Here is a 17,638-nt window from a genome sequence, read left to right on the forward strand (position 1 = left end):
AGATAGCGTCAGCCGCCGCTCAGGCCGCGAACCGCCCGCCCCTGGCCGCATAGGCCTGCGTCCCTTCGGTGAAGACCTGGTCCGTCGGCAGGATGGTCTCGATCGGAATGGCGTCCGCCCCCTGCAGCCGGTCATAGATCGGCGCGAAATCCTTCAGCGTCTCGCCCTTCAGCGCCTCGATCGAATCGATCACGAAATAGACCTGCTGGAAGTCGTCGATCCGGTAGAGGGTCTTCATCACCCGCTCCAGGTCAAAGCCCAGCCGGTTCGGCGACGGGTCCTCGAGGGCGAACACGCTCTCGGTCGCCGACGAGACGATCCCCGCGCCATAGATGCGCAACCCGCCCGCGTCCTGCATCAGGCCGAACTCGACCGTGTACCAGTACAGCCGCGCCAGATTGGGCAGCATGCCCAGCGCCGCGGCCCTCTGGCCGCCCTTGCCGTAGGCCTCCATATAGGCGGCGAAGTCGGGGTCGGTCAGCATCGGCACATGGCCGAACACATCGTGGAAGATGTCCGGCTCCTGCAGGTAGTCCAACTGGTCCGGCTTGCGAATGAACTGGCCCGAGGGGAAGCGGCGGTTGGCCAGGTGGTCGAAGAAGACCTCATCCGGCACCAGTCCGGGCACGCACACCACCGTCCAGCCGGTCAGGGCCTGCAGCTTGGGATTCATCAGCGAGAAGTCGGGAATGCCGCCCGTGTTCAGGTCCAGCGCCTCCAGCCCCTTGAGAAAGACGTCCGCCGCGCGGCCGGGCAGGATCTTCATCTGCCGGGCGTACAGGGTGTCCCAGGTCTTGTGCTCGGTCTCGGTATAGGCGCGCCAGTCCTGCGGGATGGTCCAGTCCTCGGCGGCCCCTTCGGGCGGCTTGTCGAAGACGTGTTCAAAGTCGGACATGACGCGGCTCCTGGCGCACCGGGCTCTGGCGGCCCCTTCGTCGGCAATCTAGAGCCCGTCGCACGCCCACGCCAGCCGCCTCAATGGATCGCCCGTTCGCGCGGCGCGTGGTGGCCGCTGTCGTCGAGGGTGAAGTACCGCCGCTCGGCCTCGTGCGTCAGGATCGACTGCGCCGGGTCATGCTCCAGCGAATCCTCGGACGCATAGGCCATGAAGCCGCCATCCGGCCCCAGCGCCAGCACCTGATAGAAGGGCTGGTCCGGCGAGATGGCGCCCGTTGCGCCGGGCTGGCCGGCGAACACGGGATCGACGTCGATCACGACACCCCGAAAGCCGGCCTGAAGATGCCGGACGATCTGGCCGAGGCCGAAGCGGGCTGAGACGGAATGGGTCATGCCACAAGAGTTACGCCCCCCAACCTGAGCCGGATCACACTCCTCCCGTTCATTTTCACGACAGACACGCTTGGCGCGGATCGGATTCACGGTCTAGGCTGTCGGGGACGGGCGCCGTTTCGGACCGCCCACCTTGAAGGTTCGGCCCATGCCGGAGACCGACGGCGCGTCCTCGCGCTCGCGGTCCCAGCCCCGGAGGCCCGACGGTCAGCGCGCCCGCGGCGGCGCGCCCGGCGGCGCAGGGGCGTCAGGTCGCGAGGCGCCCCTCTATGGCGCGCTCGATCTGGGGACCAACAACTGTCGTCTGCTGATCGCCCGTCCGGCGAAGGACGGCTTCCGCGTGGTCGATTCGTTCAGTCGCATCGTGCGGCTCGGCGAAGGCCTGTCCCGCACCGGCCGCCTCGACGGGGGGGCGATGGAGCGGGCCTACGACGCCCTGATGATGTGCGCCGAGCGGGTGGCCAAGCGCGGCATCGACCCCGACCGCCTGATGGCCGTCGCCACCCAGGCCTGCCGTCAGGCCGACAACGGGGCCGAGTTCATCGAGCGCGTGCGTCAGGGCACCGGTCTGAAGCTGCGCATCATCGATCCGGCGGAAGAGGCCCGGCTGGCGGTTCAGGGCTGCCTGAACCTGTTCGATCCCAAGGTGGACGCCATTCTGGTCGTCGATGTCGGCGGCGGCTCGACCGAGCTGAACTGGCTGCGCAGCACCGGGACGGGCTTCCAGCTCGAGGGCTGGATCTCCGCCCCCATCGGCGTCGTCACCCTGGCCGAGCGCCATCCCGAGCCGGTCGGCGGCGACCTGCATCCCTGGTACGAGGCCATGGTCGCCGACATGGGCGCCGCGATCGCGCACGCCCCGGTCGATCCGGCCCTGCGCGACGTCTTCGTCCAGGGCCGGGCCCATATGGTCGGCACCTCGGGCGCGATCACCAGTCTGGCGGGCATCCACCTGGGCCTGCGCCGCTATCAGCGCAATCTGGTCGACGGTCTGTGGATGACGCGCGGCGACTGCGAGGCGGCGGCCGAAAGGCTCAAGACCCTCGGCCCCGCTGGCCGGGCGGCCGAGGCCTGCATCGGTCCCGACCGCGCCGATCTGGTGCTGGCCGGCGCCGCCATCATGGAAGCCGTCCAGCGCGCCTGGCCGTCCGAGCGCGTCCGCGTCGCCGACCGCGGCCTGCGCGAAGGCCTGCTGCTGGAGCGGATGCGCGACGACCGCAAGCCGGGCCGCCGCAAACGGCGTCGGCGGGGCCGGGGCTCAGGCAACGGCGGCGGAGGCGGCGGCGAGTGACCGTCGTGTGTCTGGACGACCGGTGAAGGCGCAGACCGCGAAATCAGGCGCGGAGTCTGAGGCCTGAACCCGCTCTGACGCGTCTTTCGGACGGTCGGTTTTGAAAACGGGCCCACCTTCCCCCGTCACGTCCGGCGTCCCGACCAGACCAACCCCACGCGGTTCCGTCACCATAAGGTCGGCCCAGGGCGGTTTCTCTGGACGTCGGCTTTGGGTGGGAAGCAGACATCCGCCGACTTGGCGGAGCTAAATGCACAGCTTAGGGTCTGAGTAGGTGGAGGTTTATCCAGATGCAGCCGATATCGTTTCAGCTTACTGGCGCTGACCTCGTTGACGCGCGGTTGTATGTCCACAATCGGAAACCGCTGGTAAGGGTCATCTGGGTTGTGGTGGCCGCTGTCGCGGCGGGCAGCCTCCTCCGCATCCTCTTCCTTGCCGTTCAGCAAGACTGGGGTTCTACCTTGGCACCTGCACTGTGGCTTTGTGGTGCAATCGCTTTTTGCGTCTGGGGGGTTGTTGGCAACGCTGTGCTGCTGCCGCCTTCTGCGCGCAAGCAGCTTTCCCGCGACAAGGGTTTGCAGAGCGAGAAGGTGGTGGCTTGGGACACTGCGCAGTTCAGGATCAGCGATAGCAACGGTGAAGGCCACTGGCCTTGGACCGACCTTCACAAATGGGAGGAAAGCCCTAACGGCTTGCTCCTTTGGCTCAGTGACAGACGATATTTCTATCTTCCGAAGCGCAGCCTGACTGAACCTCAGCTTGCCGAGATGCGTGGGATTTTGTCGGAGACCGCGAAAACCTCATAGCGTCCGATTTGGGTCGATATGGGGCATTCGCACTGGTCCCGAGTGCGGACTTTCGGCCTGGATGCCTGCGAGCGGACGCTCCGGGAGTCTGCGAGAGGTGGGAAGCGGCTGTGGTCGCGTGCACAAAGGCATGATGAAGCCCTACTGGATAACTTTCGAACCAATGCCTCAGCCGACGGCCCTGAACATGGGTGCGGGGGTGACGGCGCGGTCGGATGGTGACGCACGCCGGATCGCAAACGCTGCATTTGCGACGGCCAAGATTGCGACTGTCATCGTCGCGGATGACGCCGCCTCGCTAGAGCAGGGCCATGTGCTCCCGAACATGGGGAGCATGATTGTTCGGGGGGTGTGGTTTCCGCTTGGATACGAAGGTGTCGCCGCCAAGGTCCGTTAAGGGGTCGGGAGCGGACCGCGGCCTATCGCAGGCAAACAGTCATCGCGCAGCCGGTATCTGCCCCGTCAACAGGAGCGAGAGGACAGGCGTCCCGCCTACTTCGACCCTGCGATAGTTCACGAACGCGGTGCACTCGATTACGGCGCTGAACTGCTCAGGGCAGCGCGCCGCGAAATCGTCGGCGTCGTCGATCTGCAACGTCATCAGATGACCCGGCTGAACCGCGCGCTGGACCATTCCCGTCTCGGGATCATCTGCGTCTGTCATGCAGTCGATCCAGGCGTTCATGTTCCGTCCGTAGAACGCCGGGAAGCCGAGAGCCTCCGCGAAGACGTCATGAAAGGTCGTCCAGTCCACGATCTGTCTGGTGGGGATGCTGATGAGTGTGGTGTGCATCCAGCTACCTTACGGCCTTCAGCGACGTCCGCTATGGGGCAGGTTGCGGGGCTGGCTCCACGTCCGGCGCCCGGCCTTGGCGTAACCGAACGGCAGCAAAAGACGGCCGGACTCTTCAACGCGAGACCCTGCTCAGGGCCGGTGAGCATGGCCTTGTCGTCGATCTCGACATCCAAGGCCCTTTGCGGCGCAAACTGTTGAAACCGGGTCGGCCGCAGCCGTTGCGACGCCGCCTGCCCTACGCCTGCCCTACCCGGTCACCTGAACCGGCAAGGTCACGTCACACACCGAGAAATCCGCGCCGCGCGCGGTGCGGGCCTCGCCGACGATGGCGCGGAAGCGGTCGGAGTCGGTGGCCAGAACCTGCACCGTCGGGCGTTCGGCCGCCGGGATGTCCGAGGCCACGCGCACGCGGGTCATCCGGTCCGGCTGGGCGGCGGCCATCATGCCGTTCTCGCCGTCCCCGACCTGCAGCGACCGCACCACGTCCAGCCCGGACAGGGTCACGCCCCAGATGGTGTAGCGCTTGTCCAGCGCCGGATAGGCCTGTCGCATGATGAAGAACTGGCTGTTGGCCGTGTCATTGCCCTCGTCGCGGGCCATGCCGACCACGCCCGGGCAGTACAGGCCCCAGCCGTGCACCTTGCCGTCGCCGGTCTGGGCGAAGGCGGCGTCGGGCTGGGTCTGGACCGGCAGGGCGCCGAGGAAGCCCACGCGGGCCCCGGCGGGTTCGGCCACGGCGGCGAATGGCATCGCCGGATCGCGGCGGAAGGTGAACTCGGCCTTCAGGTCCGGCCAGGCGCTCTGCCCCTCGCCGCTGCCCAGCGGATCACCGGTCTGGGCCATGAACCAGTCGATCACCCGGTGCCACAGCAGGCCGTCGAAGAAGCCGTTGCGCGCCAGCAGGCGCACGCGCTCGACATGCAGAGGCGCGATCTGCGGCGTCAGCTCGATCAGCACCCGGCCCTTGGTCGTGTCGATGACCAGCAGGTTGTCGGGCGTGACGGTGCGCCAGTCGGTCTGGGTGATGGTGGTGCCGGGCGTGGGCGGCGGCGGGGGCGGGGGACCGCCCGCGTCCTGGGCCGTCGCGGTCCCGGCCAGCAGAAGCGCCGCCGCGGCGGCTGCGAACGTCAGCGTCATCATCCCCTCCCCTCGTGCTCCGCTCAGCCGCCGGTGACTTCGGCGGCCGGCTGGATCTCACAGACATTGAAGCGCGAGCCCAGACGGGTGCGCGTCGCGGCCAGCTGCTCGGCGAAGGCCGGGCTGTTGACCGCCTGCACCCGCGCCGTCGGCCGCTCGCCCTCCGGCATGGCCGACGCCAGACGGACGCGCGTCATCAGATCAGGGTCCGTCACGGCGCCCCCCTGGCCGGCGCCCGGCTTCAGCGCCTTCACGGCGTCCAGTCCCGACAGCACACGCCCGAAGGGGGTGTACTGGCCGTTCAGGCTGTCGTTCGGGGCGGTCATGATGAAGAACTGGCTGTTGGCGCTGTTCGGATTGTTGTTGCGCGCCATGCCCAGAACGCCGGGGCAGAACAGGCCGACGGCGTCGACCTTGAAGTCGGCCGTGATCATCATCTGCGCGTCCGGCTGGGTCTCCACCGCCATCGAGCCGGTCAGGCCCAGCAGGCTGCTGCCCGTGGCGCCCGGACCGGTGCTCAGGAAGGGATCCGCGCGGCCCCGGCGGAAGGTGAACTCGGCCGGGACGTCCGGCAGGTCGCTGCCGCCCTCGCCGGTCCCTTGCGGATCGCCGCCCTGGGCCATGAAGCCCGGGATGACCCGGTGGAATTTCAGTCCGTCGTAGAAGCCCCGGTTGGCCAGCGCGCGCACACGCTCGACCGACTGCGGCGCGGCGCGCGGGTCCAACTCGGCCACGATCCGGCCGTGCACGGTGTCGATCACCAGCAGGTTCTCGGGCGCGATGGTGCGCCATTCGGCCGAGGCGGGCGCGGCGGTCTGGGACATCGCCGTCGGCGCGGCGGCCGTCACGAAAGCGGCGGCCACGGCGGCCGCGATGGTCATCTTGAAGCGCATTCTATCCCTTGACCCTGTCCAGCACCGCGGCGGAGACCGCCGGGCTGACGAAACTGCCGATATCTCCGCCCAGACGGGCGATTTCCTTGACCAGCCGCGAGGCGATCGCCTGATGCCGCGGGTCGGCCATCAGGAAGACGGTCTCGATGTCGGCATTGAGGCGCTGGTTCATCGCCGTCATCTGGAATTCGTATTCAAAGTCCGCGACAGCCCTCAGGCCCCGCACGATCACGGTCGCGTCCAGCTCTTCCGCGAAATGCATCAGCAGGCTGGAGAAGGGCCGGACCTCGACGGTCGCACCGAATTTCGCCACCTCGGCCCGCACCATCTCGACCCGCTCCGCGGTCGTGAACAACGGCCCCTTGTCATCATTCTGGGCCACGCCGATGACCAGCCGGTCGACCAGCTTCACCGCCCGCCCGATGATGTCCATATGGCCGTTGGTGATCGGGTCGAAGGTGCCCGGATACAGGCCAATGCGCATCGAAATCCTCCCCGGCTTCAACCCGGTCTAGCAGGTGCGAAACCGGCGGCCTAGATCGTCTGCGGCGCGTTCGACGCCCAGGCCGCCTGCAAACGGTCCATCAGGCCCGGATCGACGTCCAGCGCTCGCCCGTCGATATTGCCCACCGGACAGGCCGGGGTCGCGCTGTTGCAGATGAAGGCCTGCCGCATGCCCGTCAGCGCGGCCCGGTCGATGACCCGATGCTCGCTGTCCAGACCGACCAGATCCAGCCCGTTCTCCAGCAGCCGCTGTCCGACGCCCCGCAACATCGGCGCGCGCGGCCAGACGATTCGCCCGTCCTCGACGAAGCCTATGTTCCAGATGCTGCCTTCCGACACCACGCCGTCGGCGCCCACGAACAGGGCGTCGTCAAAGCCCGTTTCCTTCGCCGTCCGTCGCGCCCGCATCAGGCCGAAGGTGGCGTTGTGCTTCAGCTCCGGCGCCTCGCGGGCATAGTCCTGCGTCTGCAGCCGCAACGGATCGCACAGCGGATGGGCCGGGCCCGTCACGATCGTCAGCACGTTCGGCTGGCCCATCGCGTCCGGCGTCCGCAGCGTCGCCGCCGCGAGGAACAGTTGGACCCGCAGGCTATGCCGCCCGCCCCGCCCGTCCAGCGCCGTCCGCATCCGCTCGCGCAGCCGCGCCTCGGGCACGGCCACGCCGAACAGCGCCAGCGCCTCCTGCTGCAGCCGCTCCAGATGCAGGTCCAGCCCGCGGACCGCGCCGTCCTCCACCTGCATGGAGGTGAAGGCGCCGTAGTTCGACAGCAGCACCGGCGCCAGCGCCTGGACCGTCGCCGCCTCGCCGTCGATGTGGATCTCGGTCAAGAACGTCTCCGTTGGGGCCTGCGCCCCGACGGATTAGCCTCAGGCCGCGAAACCCGCCAGTGCGGTGGACGCGGTTTGGCAGGCCTCACGGAAGTGCGTCTCGTCGTCCAGCCGGATCGCGGCCAGCCGCGTTTCCAGGGACGTGACGACCCGATCCGCCCGCCTCGCCACCTGAATGAAGGCCCGAAGGTCCGTGCGCGCCGTCAGACGTGTGGCCGGCGCGCTCCCGGCCGCCGCACAGGTCGTCAGCGTGGTGGAGGCCTTGCTCCAGGCGGCATCGTAGGTCGCTTCCGCCTGATCGCGGGCGGTCAGCTCCGCCTCCCGGTTCGCCTCGGCCACGGACGGGACAAGCGCGCCCTGGGCTTCGCTGGTGATGGCGGCCTGGTTCTCCTTGAAGATGGCGGCCACGAAACCGAGGAAGGCGGAGGGTTCGCGCGTCTCCGTGACCAGGGCCGCCAGCGTCATCGGTTGCAGATCGGGCGTCAGCTCCACTGAAAACCATTCGCTCTGCTCCTGTCCCAGGACGAAGCCGTAGGCGCCGGTCTCGGCGCCGGTGCACGGCGCGGTGGCGGCGGCGGCGCCCAGGGCCATGGCGCACCACACCGCATCGCTTTCCCGCGTGTCGCCGGGCTCCATGTTTCCGAGGACCACCGTCGTCCCGCCCGTCGCGGTGGTGACCGTCTTGCCCTGGGGCACGAAGGCGAAGGACACCGAAAGGCTACGCCGGTCGCCCCGGATGTCGTTGGTCACCAGCGGCTCCCCGAACCAGGTGCGCAGCGGCGCGATGGTGTGGACCGTGCGATTTCGGGTGCTGAACACCTGTCCTTCAAAATAGAAGTCGGGCTCGGCGGCGAGATCGAGCCCCAGCCCGCGCAGAGCGGCGGCGTCGCCGGCGAACTCGCCAAGCCCGCTCCCGCTTCCATTGCCGGAGTTGAACCAACCCCGGGCCACGAACACACAGGGCCCCAGCTGGCCGCCGTTGCTCAGCAGGAGGTTGCGCTGGGCCAGGGCGGTGTCCGTACGCGCCTTGGCGGCTTCCTCCAGGGCGGCGCCAATCCGGTTGACCCCGCTGGCGACGATCGAGGACGCGATCGCGCCCGCCAGACTGGCGTGCGCCTGCCCAAGGCACGGCCCCATGCTTGTTCGCGTGTCATAGACCGCGTTGTCGCGGCTCAGTCCGTTCGGCGGCGATCCGCCCCCTGTGACGTGGGTGCAGCCGCTCACGAGAACAGCGAGCACGAGGGCGGCGAGGGTAATGCGAGACATGACGCTCTCCTGTCAGGTTAGAAGGAATTTCAGGACATTCGGCGTGATCGCCAGCGCGCTGCCCGGCTCGCTGAGCCGGGGCCGCAGCGGTTTCGGCAGATATTTTCGCGAGATCGCGGCGTTGCCGAGCACCATCCCGACGACGCGATCGCCCAGGAAGACGGGACCGCCGCTGTCGCCCGGCTCGGTCGCCACGCCATGGCCGAGAAAGGGCAGCACCTCGTTGAAGGCGCTGTAGGCCCGCTGCAGCCCGCCATCGCGCCAGCGCACGAACTCGAGGACCGCGACGGCCGGAAGGGGGTTCGAGGGCGGCGGCGGCGGAAGGTCGACCGCGATGCGCGCGACGTCGGACCCGGAGCCCTTCTGTCGCGCTCCGACCGGCGAGATATAGCCATCGTCCGCCTGCCACAGGGCGGAGGTGACGGTGGTCCCGGCCGCGAGCCAGACCAGTTCGCACTTGTCGGCCCTGAACTGGTCGCCGGACAGAACGTGAGCGGCGGTGGCCGCCCGTGCGCCGTTTACCGACCAGCCCAGGCCACGGCTGACAAACTCGCCATTCTGATAGGCGTTGACGAGGAAGATCCGCTTGTAGCGCGGCAGACCCGCCTCATCGGCCGGCACCGGACGCCAGATTTCGGCCTTTCCGGCCTTCGCCAAGTCGGGCATGCCCCATCCCCCGATGCGTCAACACATCAGAGAACAGAGTTACACCAAACTCAGGGTTGAGTCTTTACCCTGAGTTGCGGCCGATCCGGGCGATCAGTCCTCGCCGCCCTCGATCTCGCCGCCTTCGCCTTCGATCACATCCTCGCCGCTTCCGCCGGAGTCCGGCAGACGTTCGACCGAGACGACCTTCTCGTCCTTGCCGGTCTTGAAGATGGTGACGCCCTGGCTGGAGCGGCTGACGATGCGGACCTGATCCATCGGCGTGCGGATCATCTGACCGCCCGAGGTGACCATCAGCAGGTCGTCGCCTTCCTGCACCGGGAAGGCCGCCGCCAGGCGCGTGCCCGCGCGACCGCCCAGACCGTGCGCCGTCAGCCCCTGCCCGCCGCGACCCGTGCGGCGATACTCATAGGCCGACGACCGCTTGCCGAAGCCGGTTTCGGTGACCGTCAGGATCAGCTGTTCCGCGGCCCCCAGTTCGGCGATCCGCTCGACGCTCAGCACCGCGTCGGCGACCGCTTCATCATCGGCCTCGACCGCCGGCGCCTCATCCTCGGCGTCCGCGCCGGCCAGAGCCTTGCGCATGGCGTTGGAGTGTTTGACGTAGGCGGCGCGCTCTTCCGGCGTGGCGTCCACGCGGGCCAGCACGGCCATGGAGATGACCTCGTCCCCGGCCTGCAGCCGCACGCCGCGCACCCCGGTCGAATCCCGGCCCTTGAACACGCGCACGTCGTCGGCCTTGAAGCGGATCGCCCGGCCGAGCGCCGTCGTCAGCATGACGTCGTCCTCGCCGGTGCACAGGGCCACGCCGACCATGCGGTCGCCGTCTTCCAGCTTCATCGCGATCTTGCCGGCGCGGTTCACCGTGGCGAAGTCCGACAGCTTGTTGCGGCGCACGTCGCCCGAGCTGGTGGCGAACATGATGTCGTAATTGCCCCAGTCCGCCTCGTCCTCGGGCAGCGGCAGCACATTCATGATGCTGTCGCCCGGCTCGATCGGCAGCAGGTTGACGAACGCCTTGCCGCGCGACTGCGGATTGCCCAGCGGCAGACGCCAGGTTTTCAGCTTGTAGGCCTTGCCGTTGGTGGCGAAGAACAGCACCGGCGTATGGGTCGAGGCCGAGAAGACGCCGACGACGGCGTCGTCTTCCTTCATCGCCACGCCCGAGCGACCCTTGCCGCCGCGATGCTGGGTCCGATAGGCGTTCAGGGCCACGCGCTTGACGTAGCCGCCGTGGGTGACGGTGACGACCATGTCCTCGCGCGGGATCAGGTCCTCGTCCTCCATCTCCCCGTCGCCTTCCCCGATCAGGGTGCGGCGCGGCACGGCGAACTCGTCGCGAACCTTGATCAGGTCCTCGCGGATCACGGCCAGGATGTTGGCGCGGTCCGACAGCAGGGTCAGGTGCTCCTGGATCGTCTCGGCCAGGCTGCGCGCCTCCGAGAAGATGTCGTCCCGGCCCAGGCCGGTCAGGCGGCTCAGGGTCAGCGACAGGATGGCGCGGGCCTGTTCGTCGGTCAGATTCAGCTTGTCGCCGTCCACCAGCATCGAGCGCGGGTCGGCGATCAGTTCGATCAGGGCGATCATGTCGCCCACCGGCCACGACTTGGCCTGCAGACGCTCGCGCGCCTCGGTCGGATCGGCCGACGAGCGGATGATGTGGATCACCTCGTCGATATTGGCCACGGCCACGGCCAGACCGACCAGCACGTGGCCGCGATCGCGGGCCTTGGCCAGTTCGTACTTGGTGCGGCGGACCACCACCTCCTCGCGGAAGTCGAGGAAGATCTGCAGCAGGTCGCGCAGGCCCATCTGCTCCGGCCGGCCGTGGTTCAGCGCCAGCATGTTGACGCCGAACGACGACTGCATGGCCGTGAAGCGCCACAGCTGGTTCAGCACCACGTCGCCCGAGGCGTCACGCTTCAGCTCGATCACCATCCGCATGCCGTCGCGGTCGGATTCGTCGCGCACGTCGGCGATCCCCTCGACCCGCTTTTCGCGGACCAGTTCGACGATGCGTTCGATCAGGGTCTGCTTGTTCACCTGGAACGGCAGTTCCGTGACCACGATCGCCTCGCGGTCCTTGCGGATCGTCTCGATCGAGGCCTTGCCGCGCACGATGACCGAGCCGCGGCCGTCCCGCAGGGCGTTGCGGGGCGCGGTGCGGCCCATGATCTCGCCGCCGGTCGGGAAGTCCGGACCGGGCACGATGTCCAGCAGGGCGTCGTCGGTGATGTCGGCGTCGTCCAGCAGCGCCACGGCCGCGTCGACGACTTCGCCCAGATTGTGCGGCGGGATGTTGGTCGCCATGCCGACGGCGATGCCGCCCGCGCCGTTGACCAGCAGGTTCGGAATCCGGCTCGGCAGGACGACCGGCTCCAGCTCCTTCTCGTCGTAGTTCGGCTGGAAATCGACGGTGTCCTTGTCGATGTCGGCCAGCAGCGCCACGGCCGCCGGCGCCATCCGGGCCTCGGTGTAACGCATCGAGGCCGGCATATCGCCGTCGACCGAGCCGAAATTGCCTTGGCCGTCGACCAGCATCAGCCCCATCGAGAACGGCTGGGCCATGCGGACCAGCGCCATATAGACCGAGGCGTCGCCGTGCGGGTGGAAGCGACCCAGAACGTCACCGACCACGCGCGCGCACTTCGAATACGACTTCTCGGGCGACATCTTCAGGTCGTGCATCGAATACAGGATGCGGCGATGCACCGGCTTCAGGCCGTCGCGCGCGTCCGGCAGCGCCCGGCTCACGATCACGCTCATGGCGTAGTCGAGATACGAACGGCGCAGTTCGTCTTCGATGGTGATGGTGGAGATGTCGCCGCCCTTCGGGGCTGCGGCGTTATCGTAGGTGTCGTCGGTCAAGGAAATCGGGCTTTAAATGGCCGGAATCGGAACGTGATCCGCTGTCCGGTTTTCTAGCATCCGGGGCCTCCTTACGCAAAAGGAACGCCCCCGTTCCGAGCTTACACACAGGGATTTTCGACCATGCGCCAGCTCCTTCTCGCCGCCGCCCTCGCCACGCCTCTGACGATGGGCTGCGCTGCGGCCCTGGCGCAGTCCGCCGCCCCCGCCCCGACGCCGGCTCCCGCCCCCGCGCCCGAACCCGTCTCGCGGGCCGAGCTGAAGACCGCCGACGGCGCCGCCGCCGGGACCGTGACCGCCTTCCAGGGCCCGCGCGGCCTGCTGTTCCGGGTCGAGGGTCAGGGCTGGCCGGCCGGCTGGCACGGCGTCCACCTTCACGCCGTCGGCAAGTGCGAAGGCCCGGGCTTCACCTCGGCGGGCGCCCACGTCAACCACGCGGAGCACGCCATGCCGCACGGCCTGCTGAACAGCGCCGGCCCCGACCTGGGCGACCTGCAGAATGTCCACGCCGCCGCCGACGGCTCGGCCCACGCCGAAGTCTATCTGGGCTCCACCGAGGTGACGTCGACCGAGGGCCTGTCCTTCCTGGTCCACGCCAATGCCGACGATCATGTCAGCCAGCCCATCGGCGGCGCGGGCGCCCGCATCGCCTGCGGCGTGTTCGAACCCGTCTCCTGAACCTTCGGGCTTGAAAGGTCAGGGCTATTCCGCGCATCGTAGCGGAATGGCCCTGCTTTTCGGCGACCCCGCACCGACCTTCTCCGCCCAGGGGGTCAGCAATCCCCGCTATGTCCTCGACACGGCGGCGGGTCGCTATCTCGTCCTTGCCGTGGTGCCGGCCGGTCCGGCCGTCGCTCGCGCCGTCGCCGCCCTCGAGGCCGCCCGCGCGCCGTTCAACGACCTGCACGCCAGCGCCTTCGTCCTGATCGTCGGCGAGGACGACCAGCGCGACAGCCGTCAGGACAGCCTGCCCGGCCTGCGCTTCCTGTTCGACCCCGACGCCTCCGCCGCCGCCCTGTACGGCGCCGTCGAGGCCGAGCGCTGGTTCCTCATCGACCCGGCCCTGCACGTCATCGGCACGGTCGGGCCCGAAGGCGCGCCCGCCCTGCTCGACCGCATCGCCAGACTGCCCCCGCCCTCGCACCACGGCGGCTTCCCGGCCATGGCCCCGGTGCTGGTCACCCCGCGCATCTTCGAGCCCGGCTTCTGCGAGCGCCTGATCGACCTCTATCGCCGGACCGGCGGCGAACCGTCGGGCTTCATGCGCGAGATCGACGGCGTCACCACCCTGATGATGAACGACCAGCACAAGCGCCGCTCCGACGTCCTGGTCGAGGACGAGCTGCTTCAGAAACAGGTCGTCGCCCGCCTGACCCGCCGCCTGATCCCCCAGATCCGGAAGGCCTTCAACTTCCAGCCGACGCGCATCGAGCGCTATCTGGTCGCCCGCTACGACGCCGAAACCGGCGGCTTCTTCCGCCCGCATCGCGACAACACCACCAAGGGCACCGCCCACCGCCGCTTCGCCGTCTCGATCAATTTGAACAGCGACTATGACGGCGGCGACCTGCGCTTCCCCGAGTTCGGCGACCGCACCTACCGCCCGCCCCCCGGCGGCGCCTGCGTCTTCTCCTGCTCGATCCTGCACGAGGCCACCCCGGTCACCCGCGGCGAACGCTTCGCCTTCCTGCCCTTCCTCTACGACGAGGCGTCGGCCAGGGTGCGCGAGGAGAACCTCAAATATCTCGACCCGGCGCTGACGGCGTGACGTCCGGACCCGGGACGCTGTTCCGGGCGATGGGGGCGCGGGACCGCCCCTGACAGGGCCGGATCAGCGGGCGTCCGCCTCGACCCCGAGCACGCTGGAGGCGGTGAACGTCGGGGCCAGGATGGCGATGTCATATCCCAGCGCCAGTTGGCGCCATTCCGTCGGAAGGGACGCCAGCCCCTGGGCCCTCAACCGGCGCAGATCGATCAGCATCCAGGCGTCCGGCGCGACGTCGGGCGCTCGCGCCAGCGTCACATCCTTGCGCCAGTCCGGGTCTTCGTCGGTCAGGACATCGAAGGCGTGGACGGCCCTCGGGCGGCCGACGCCATTATAGCCGGCTTCGGCGCCCGCGGCCCCCAGCACGATAACATGCAGGGCCGTGACGCCCTCGCCCTCGGCTCGCTCGGCCACATAGGCGCCGAGATCGCGTTGATCGAGCGGATTGAGCGACTTGTAACCGTGCCAGGCGCCGAATTTCATCAGAACCCGCGCGCCGGGATGGTCAGAGAGATGGGCGGCCAGGGTGCGCTTCATCAACCGCGCCCGGCGGCCGTTGGGGTCACCCTGTCGGCTCTGCGACGCCTGATAGATGGCGCGGCTCTCTGTGAGCAGGCCGAACAGGGACCGGACAGGCTCTCCTCCGTCCTGTGCGATGGCGGCGGCGGCCTGATCGAGCGCATCCTGCGAGGCCGACAGCAGGAACAGGTCGACAGGAGAGCCCGAGGCGCGCGCCGCGACGGTCGCGGCCTGATCCTGTTCGGCCAGCCCCGTCAGGGCGGCGCGGGCGACGGGGCCGGGGTTGGAAGCCAGCATCTGCTCAAGCAGGTGACCGCTGGCCCCGAGGAATTCCTGATCGAGGCCCCACAGCGCGAAGTCGGGGCCGGCGGCGGCCGCGCAGTCGCCCGCCGTCCGGACTTCATCGCTCCCGTTGTAGAAGGCCACCCCGTCCGGGTGCCGACGCGCGAACGCGTCCATCCGGGCCTCACGATCCGCTGATCGCATCAGGGAGTCCACGACGCGGGCGGCCTCCGGACCGGTCTCGATGGCCATGGCGGTCAAGCCGGCCGGCGCCATCAGGCGGCAGACCCCGGTCGTGAACAGGGGGATCTCCCGGCTCAAATGGCTCTCGCCGATCAGCACATAACGACTGCCGGCGACGGCCTCGGACAGGGTCGTCGCCCCCGCGCCCGAAAACCCGGTCGAACTGACCTCAAGAGGTTCGAGCAACTGGGCGAGGTGCGCCTGAAAGGGCGGCGGCGCCGGGTCCTGCGCGGCGGCGCCGGTCGCCAGCGCGCCCAGACCGGCGAGCAGCACCGCTGACAAACTCCAGCAAACTCCAGACATCGTCTCCCCCCGGAAATCTCGATCGAACCCGACCTGCCTTAACCAGTGCCGGACCGGAAACCCAATGAACTCGTATTTATCTGCGCGCCCCGTGCGGGGCGGCCTTCTGGTCGAAGCCAATGCGAGATTGACATCAAGCTACTGCACAACATATTGCGCAATATGTTTTAGAGTGGACCATCCGATGCTTCTCCGCCTCTTCGCCTGCCTGCTCGCGGTCATGACCCTCGCTCCGGCTGCGGTCGCCGCCCAGACCCTTGACCGCGCCGCCCAGCGACAGCTTTTCTCTCGCCTCGAGGCCGCGCTACGCGCGCAGTACGTCTTCCCGGACCGCATCCCCGCCATCTCCGCCGAACTGGCCACGCGGGTTCAGTCCGAACCCGTCGACAGTCGGCGGTTCACCGAAACCCTCACCCAAGGGCTGCTCAAGGCCAGCGACGATCTTCACTTCGCGGTCACGTTCGATCCGGGCGAAGTCACCGCTGACCGGGCCAGATCTGCGGATGAGGCGACCACTCAGGCGCAGCGCGACCGCGAACGCGCAGCCAGTTTCGGCTTCCGCGACGCCCGTCTCCTCGACGGCGGGCTGGCCTACATCCGGTTCGATTTCTTCGCCGATCCGCAATACGCCCAGGACATCGCGGCCGGGGCCATGCGCTTCGCCGAAGGCGCAGACGGGCTCATTATCGATCTTCGCTACAACAACGGCGGCACGCTGGAGATGGCGCAGTTGCTGATGAGCTACCTCTACCCCGCAGGCAAAGAGCAGAAATTCTTCGACTATTTCTACAATGAGAATGGGGTCCGCGTGGAGCGCAGCCAGTGGAATCTGGCCGCGGTGACCGGTCAGCGGTCGCCGAACATCCCGGTCGTCGTGCTGACCGGATCAACGTCCTTCTCCGCCGCCGAATGGATGGCCTTCTCGCTGCAGAAGCTCGGCCGGGCGACCCTCATCGGCGAACAGACCGCCGGCGGCGCCCATCCGGTCACCCAGGTCCCCATCGACGACCACTTCATGCTGCAGGTGCCGTTCGGTCAGATTCGCGATCCGGTGGACGGCGGGGATTTTGAGGGCGTCGGCGTCACGCCCGATATCCTCGTCCCGGCTTCGGGCGCCCTTCTGGCGGCGCAGAAATTTCTGCTCCAAAGCCGCGCCGAGGCGGGCGATGCCGACGCGCGCTGGGCGCTCACCCCGATCGACTTCGCCATGGCCGGCCGCCTCGTCAGCGCGTCAGATCTGGATGAGGCGGCCGGGACCTATGAGGGGCGAGCGCTGGTTCGCACCTCAACCGGCTTGGCCTATCACTGGCGCGATCGCTTCGTTGTCGCCCTCGCACCGATTGGACAGGATCTGTTTGCGGTCGAGGGAACGGATGACTACCGGTTCCGGCTGGTGCGTGACAACGGTCGTGTCAGCGGTCTCCAGCGGGTCTTCAAAGCCGGCGACACAACCACGTACCGCCGCCTGGATTGAGGAGCTGTGGGCCCGATGATCGAACTGAACCGCACCTTCCTGGGGCGCCTCAGCGAGCAACTCAGCGACCTGATCGAGCAGCAGTCGGCTCAGGTGTTCGCGCGCGCCGGCCTCATCATTCCGGTCAAGTCCTCTTCCCTGCTGGGCGCCATCTCGACGCTGGGGCCCGTTTCCGCCGCTGACCTCGTCCGCGCCCTGGATCGCTCGCACCAGCTCATCCAGCAGAAGATGCCCAAGCTGCTGAAACTGGGCCTGATCAGCCGCCGGCCCAGCCCGGACGATCAGCGCGTCATCCTGATCGAGATTTCCGACAAGGGCCGCGAGCAACTGGCGCTGCTCGACAGTCTGGATGCGGCCTTCGAGCGCGCCTATGCGGAAATGGAGGCGGAGGCGGGACCCGTGTTCGACACCCTCACCCGCGCCGTCGCCGCCCTCAAGGCCCGCCCCCTGATCGACCGGATGGGAATCTGACCGTCCGGGCGGAGCTCTGGAGAGTGTTCATCCCGGCCGAACCCCGCAGTCTCGCCAACTGGCGCACGATCCCCGGAACATGATGAGCAAATATCGCGCCGCCTTCGCCCAAGGACGCGGTGTCAAACCTCGGCAACACTCTCGCCCAAGGCAAGGCCGCCGCGGAAGCCGCACGTCCAAATCTGACGCATCAATGCCCTAGGATGCCCGTCCGGGTCTTTGACATCGTCCTTCAC

The 17,638-nt window shown here is 68.3% G+C and carries 17 protein-coding genes; 6 read left to right on the plus strand and 11 right to left on the minus strand.

What is annotated here, in order from left to right; genetic code table 11:
* Positions 1-19: 19 nt before the first annotated feature.
* Positions 20-895, minus strand: a complete 876-nt coding sequence (gene phhA, locus ACW174_RS17020; RefSeq protein ID WP_492015542.1) for a phenylalanine 4-monooxygenase — start codon at positions 893-895, stop codon at positions 20-22.
* An 80-nt stretch (positions 896-975) separates the two neighbouring features.
* A complete protein-coding gene (gene hspQ / locus ACW174_RS17025; protein ID WP_492015543.1) occupies positions 976-1,290 on the minus strand; it encodes a heat shock protein HspQ in 315 nt (104 codons plus the stop codon).
* 148 nt (positions 1,291-1,438) lie between these two features.
* Here hspQ and ACW174_RS17030 point away from each other — a divergent pair, with 148 nt between their 5' ends.
* Entirely contained in the window at positions 1,439-2,581 is a 1,143-nt protein-coding gene (locus tag ACW174_RS17030) for a Ppx/GppA phosphatase family protein (protein ID WP_492015544.1), read from the plus strand.
* 290 nt (positions 2,582-2,871) lie between these two features.
* Complete coding sequence (locus tag ACW174_RS17035) at positions 2,872-3,387, plus strand: YcxB family protein (RefSeq protein ID WP_492015545.1); 516 nt, start codon at positions 2,872-2,874, stop codon at positions 3,385-3,387.
* A 436-nt stretch (positions 3,388-3,823) separates the two neighbouring features.
* Here the strand turns inward: ACW174_RS17035 and ACW174_RS17040 are convergent, their stop codons facing one another.
* The 8 genes from ACW174_RS17040 to gyrA form a co-directional block, all read right to left on the minus strand.
* A complete protein-coding gene (locus ACW174_RS17040; RefSeq protein WP_492015546.1) occupies positions 3,824-4,180 on the minus strand; it encodes a barstar family protein in 357 nt (118 codons plus the stop codon).
* A 249-nt stretch (positions 4,181-4,429) separates the two neighbouring features.
* Positions 4,430-5,320: a peptidylprolyl isomerase gene (locus ACW174_RS17045; protein WP_492015547.1), complete on the minus strand. Its 891-nt coding sequence runs from the start codon at positions 5,318-5,320 to the stop codon at positions 4,430-4,432.
* A gap of 23 nt (positions 5,321-5,343) precedes the next feature.
* Positions 5,344-6,213 (minus strand): peptidylprolyl isomerase, encoded by an 870-nt coding sequence (locus tag ACW174_RS17050; protein WP_492015548.1) that lies wholly within the window; start codon positions 6,211-6,213, stop codon positions 5,344-5,346.
* Position 6,214: 1 nt separating this feature from the next.
* Complete coding sequence (gene coaD, locus ACW174_RS17055) at positions 6,215-6,697, minus strand: pantetheine-phosphate adenylyltransferase (RefSeq protein WP_492015549.1); 483 nt, start codon at positions 6,695-6,697, stop codon at positions 6,215-6,217.
* Between the two features lie 50 nt (positions 6,698-6,747).
* Positions 6,748-7,545, minus strand: a complete 798-nt coding sequence (locus tag ACW174_RS17060) for an aminotransferase class IV (RefSeq protein ID WP_492015550.1) — start codon at positions 7,543-7,545, stop codon at positions 6,748-6,750.
* 39 nt (positions 7,546-7,584) lie between these two features.
* Positions 7,585-8,811: a hypothetical protein gene (locus ACW174_RS17065; RefSeq protein ID WP_492015551.1), complete on the minus strand. Its 1,227-nt coding sequence runs from the start codon at positions 8,809-8,811 to the stop codon at positions 7,585-7,587.
* Positions 8,812-8,823: 12 nt separating this feature from the next.
* Positions 8,824-9,477 carry a hypothetical protein gene (locus tag ACW174_RS17070; protein ID WP_492015552.1) on the minus strand — a complete coding sequence of 218 codons (654 nt, stop codon included), beginning with the start codon at positions 9,475-9,477 and terminating at the stop codon, positions 8,824-8,826.
* 93 nt (positions 9,478-9,570) lie between these two features.
* Positions 9,571-12,345 carry a DNA gyrase subunit A gene (gyrA, locus tag ACW174_RS17075; RefSeq protein ID WP_492015553.1) on the minus strand — a complete coding sequence of 925 codons (2,775 nt, stop codon included), beginning with the start codon at positions 12,343-12,345 and terminating at the stop codon, positions 9,571-9,573.
* Positions 12,346-12,468: 123 nt separating this feature from the next.
* Between gyrA and ACW174_RS17080 the strand changes: the two genes are divergently transcribed.
* Both ACW174_RS17080 and ACW174_RS17085 read left to right on the plus strand, forming a co-directional pair.
* The gene (locus ACW174_RS17080) at positions 12,469-13,023 is read left to right on the plus strand and encodes a superoxide dismutase family protein (RefSeq protein WP_492015554.1); all 555 of its coding nucleotides are present in this window, start codon (positions 12,469-12,471) and stop codon (positions 13,021-13,023) included.
* Between the two features lie 46 nt (positions 13,024-13,069).
* Complete coding sequence (locus ACW174_RS17085; RefSeq protein WP_492015555.1) at positions 13,070-14,113, plus strand: 2OG-Fe(II) oxygenase family protein; 1,044 nt, start codon at positions 13,070-13,072, stop codon at positions 14,111-14,113.
* Between the two features lie 63 nt (positions 14,114-14,176).
* On the opposite strand, the gene ACW174_RS17090 is transcribed toward ACW174_RS17085, so the two are convergent.
* A complete protein-coding gene (locus ACW174_RS17090; RefSeq protein ID WP_492015556.1) occupies positions 14,177-15,457 on the minus strand; it encodes a hypothetical protein in 1,281 nt (426 codons plus the stop codon).
* A gap of 184 nt (positions 15,458-15,641) precedes the next feature.
* Between ACW174_RS17090 and ACW174_RS17095 the strand changes: the two genes are divergently transcribed.
* Together ACW174_RS17095 and ACW174_RS17100 are read left to right on the plus strand one after the other, a co-directional pair.
* Positions 15,642-16,931 carry a S41 family peptidase gene (locus ACW174_RS17095; protein WP_492015557.1) on the plus strand — a complete coding sequence of 430 codons (1,290 nt, stop codon included), beginning with the start codon at positions 15,642-15,644 and terminating at the stop codon, positions 16,929-16,931.
* 15 nt (positions 16,932-16,946) lie between these two features.
* Positions 16,947-17,402, plus strand: coding sequence for a MarR family transcriptional regulator (locus ACW174_RS17100; RefSeq protein ID WP_492015558.1), 456 nt, complete (start codon positions 16,947-16,949; stop codon positions 17,400-17,402).
* The last annotated feature ends 236 nt before the right edge of the window (positions 17,403-17,638 follow it).

Source organism: Brevundimonas sp. AVps31 (genome assembly GCF_058681355.1).

Coding starts and splice junctions, on each gene's coding strand:
- phhA (WP_492015542.1), bottom strand. CDS start 895: ATGTCCGACTTTGAACACGTCTTCGACAAGCCGCCCGAAGGGGCCGCC.
- hspQ (WP_492015543.1), bottom strand. CDS start 1,290: ATGACCCATTCCGTCTCAGCCCGCTTCGGCCTCGGCCAGATCGTCCGG.
- ACW174_RS17030 (WP_492015544.1), top strand. CDS start 1,439: ATGCCGGAGACCGACGGCGCGTCCTCGCGCTCGCGGTCCCAGCCCCGG.
- ACW174_RS17035 (WP_492015545.1), top strand. CDS start 2,872: ATGCAGCCGATATCGTTTCAGCTTACTGGCGCTGACCTCGTTGACGCG.
- ACW174_RS17040 (WP_492015546.1), bottom strand. CDS start 4,180: ATGCACACCACACTCATCAGCATCCCCACCAGACAGATCGTGGACTGG.
- ACW174_RS17045 (WP_492015547.1), bottom strand. CDS start 5,320: ATGACGCTGACGTTCGCAGCCGCCGCGGCGGCGCTTCTGCTGGCCGGG.
- ACW174_RS17050 (WP_492015548.1), bottom strand. CDS start 6,213: ATGCGCTTCAAGATGACCATCGCGGCCGCCGTGGCCGCCGCTTTCGTG.
- coaD (WP_492015549.1), bottom strand. CDS start 6,697: ATGCGCATTGGCCTGTATCCGGGCACCTTCGACCCGATCACCAACGGC.
- ACW174_RS17065 (WP_492015551.1), bottom strand. CDS start 8,811: ATGTCTCGCATTACCCTCGCCGCCCTCGTGCTCGCTGTTCTCGTGAGC.
- ACW174_RS17070 (WP_492015552.1), bottom strand. CDS start 9,477: ATGCCCGACTTGGCGAAGGCCGGAAAGGCCGAAATCTGGCGTCCGGTG.
- ACW174_RS17080 (WP_492015554.1), top strand. CDS start 12,469: ATGCGCCAGCTCCTTCTCGCCGCCGCCCTCGCCACGCCTCTGACGATG.
- ACW174_RS17085 (WP_492015555.1), top strand. CDS start 13,070: ATGGCCCTGCTTTTCGGCGACCCCGCACCGACCTTCTCCGCCCAGGGG.
- ACW174_RS17090 (WP_492015556.1), bottom strand. CDS start 15,457: ATGTCTGGAGTTTGCTGGAGTTTGTCAGCGGTGCTGCTCGCCGGTCTG.
- ACW174_RS17095 (WP_492015557.1), top strand. CDS start 15,642: ATGCTTCTCCGCCTCTTCGCCTGCCTGCTCGCGGTCATGACCCTCGCT.
- ACW174_RS17100 (WP_492015558.1), top strand. CDS start 16,947: ATGATCGAACTGAACCGCACCTTCCTGGGGCGCCTCAGCGAGCAACTC.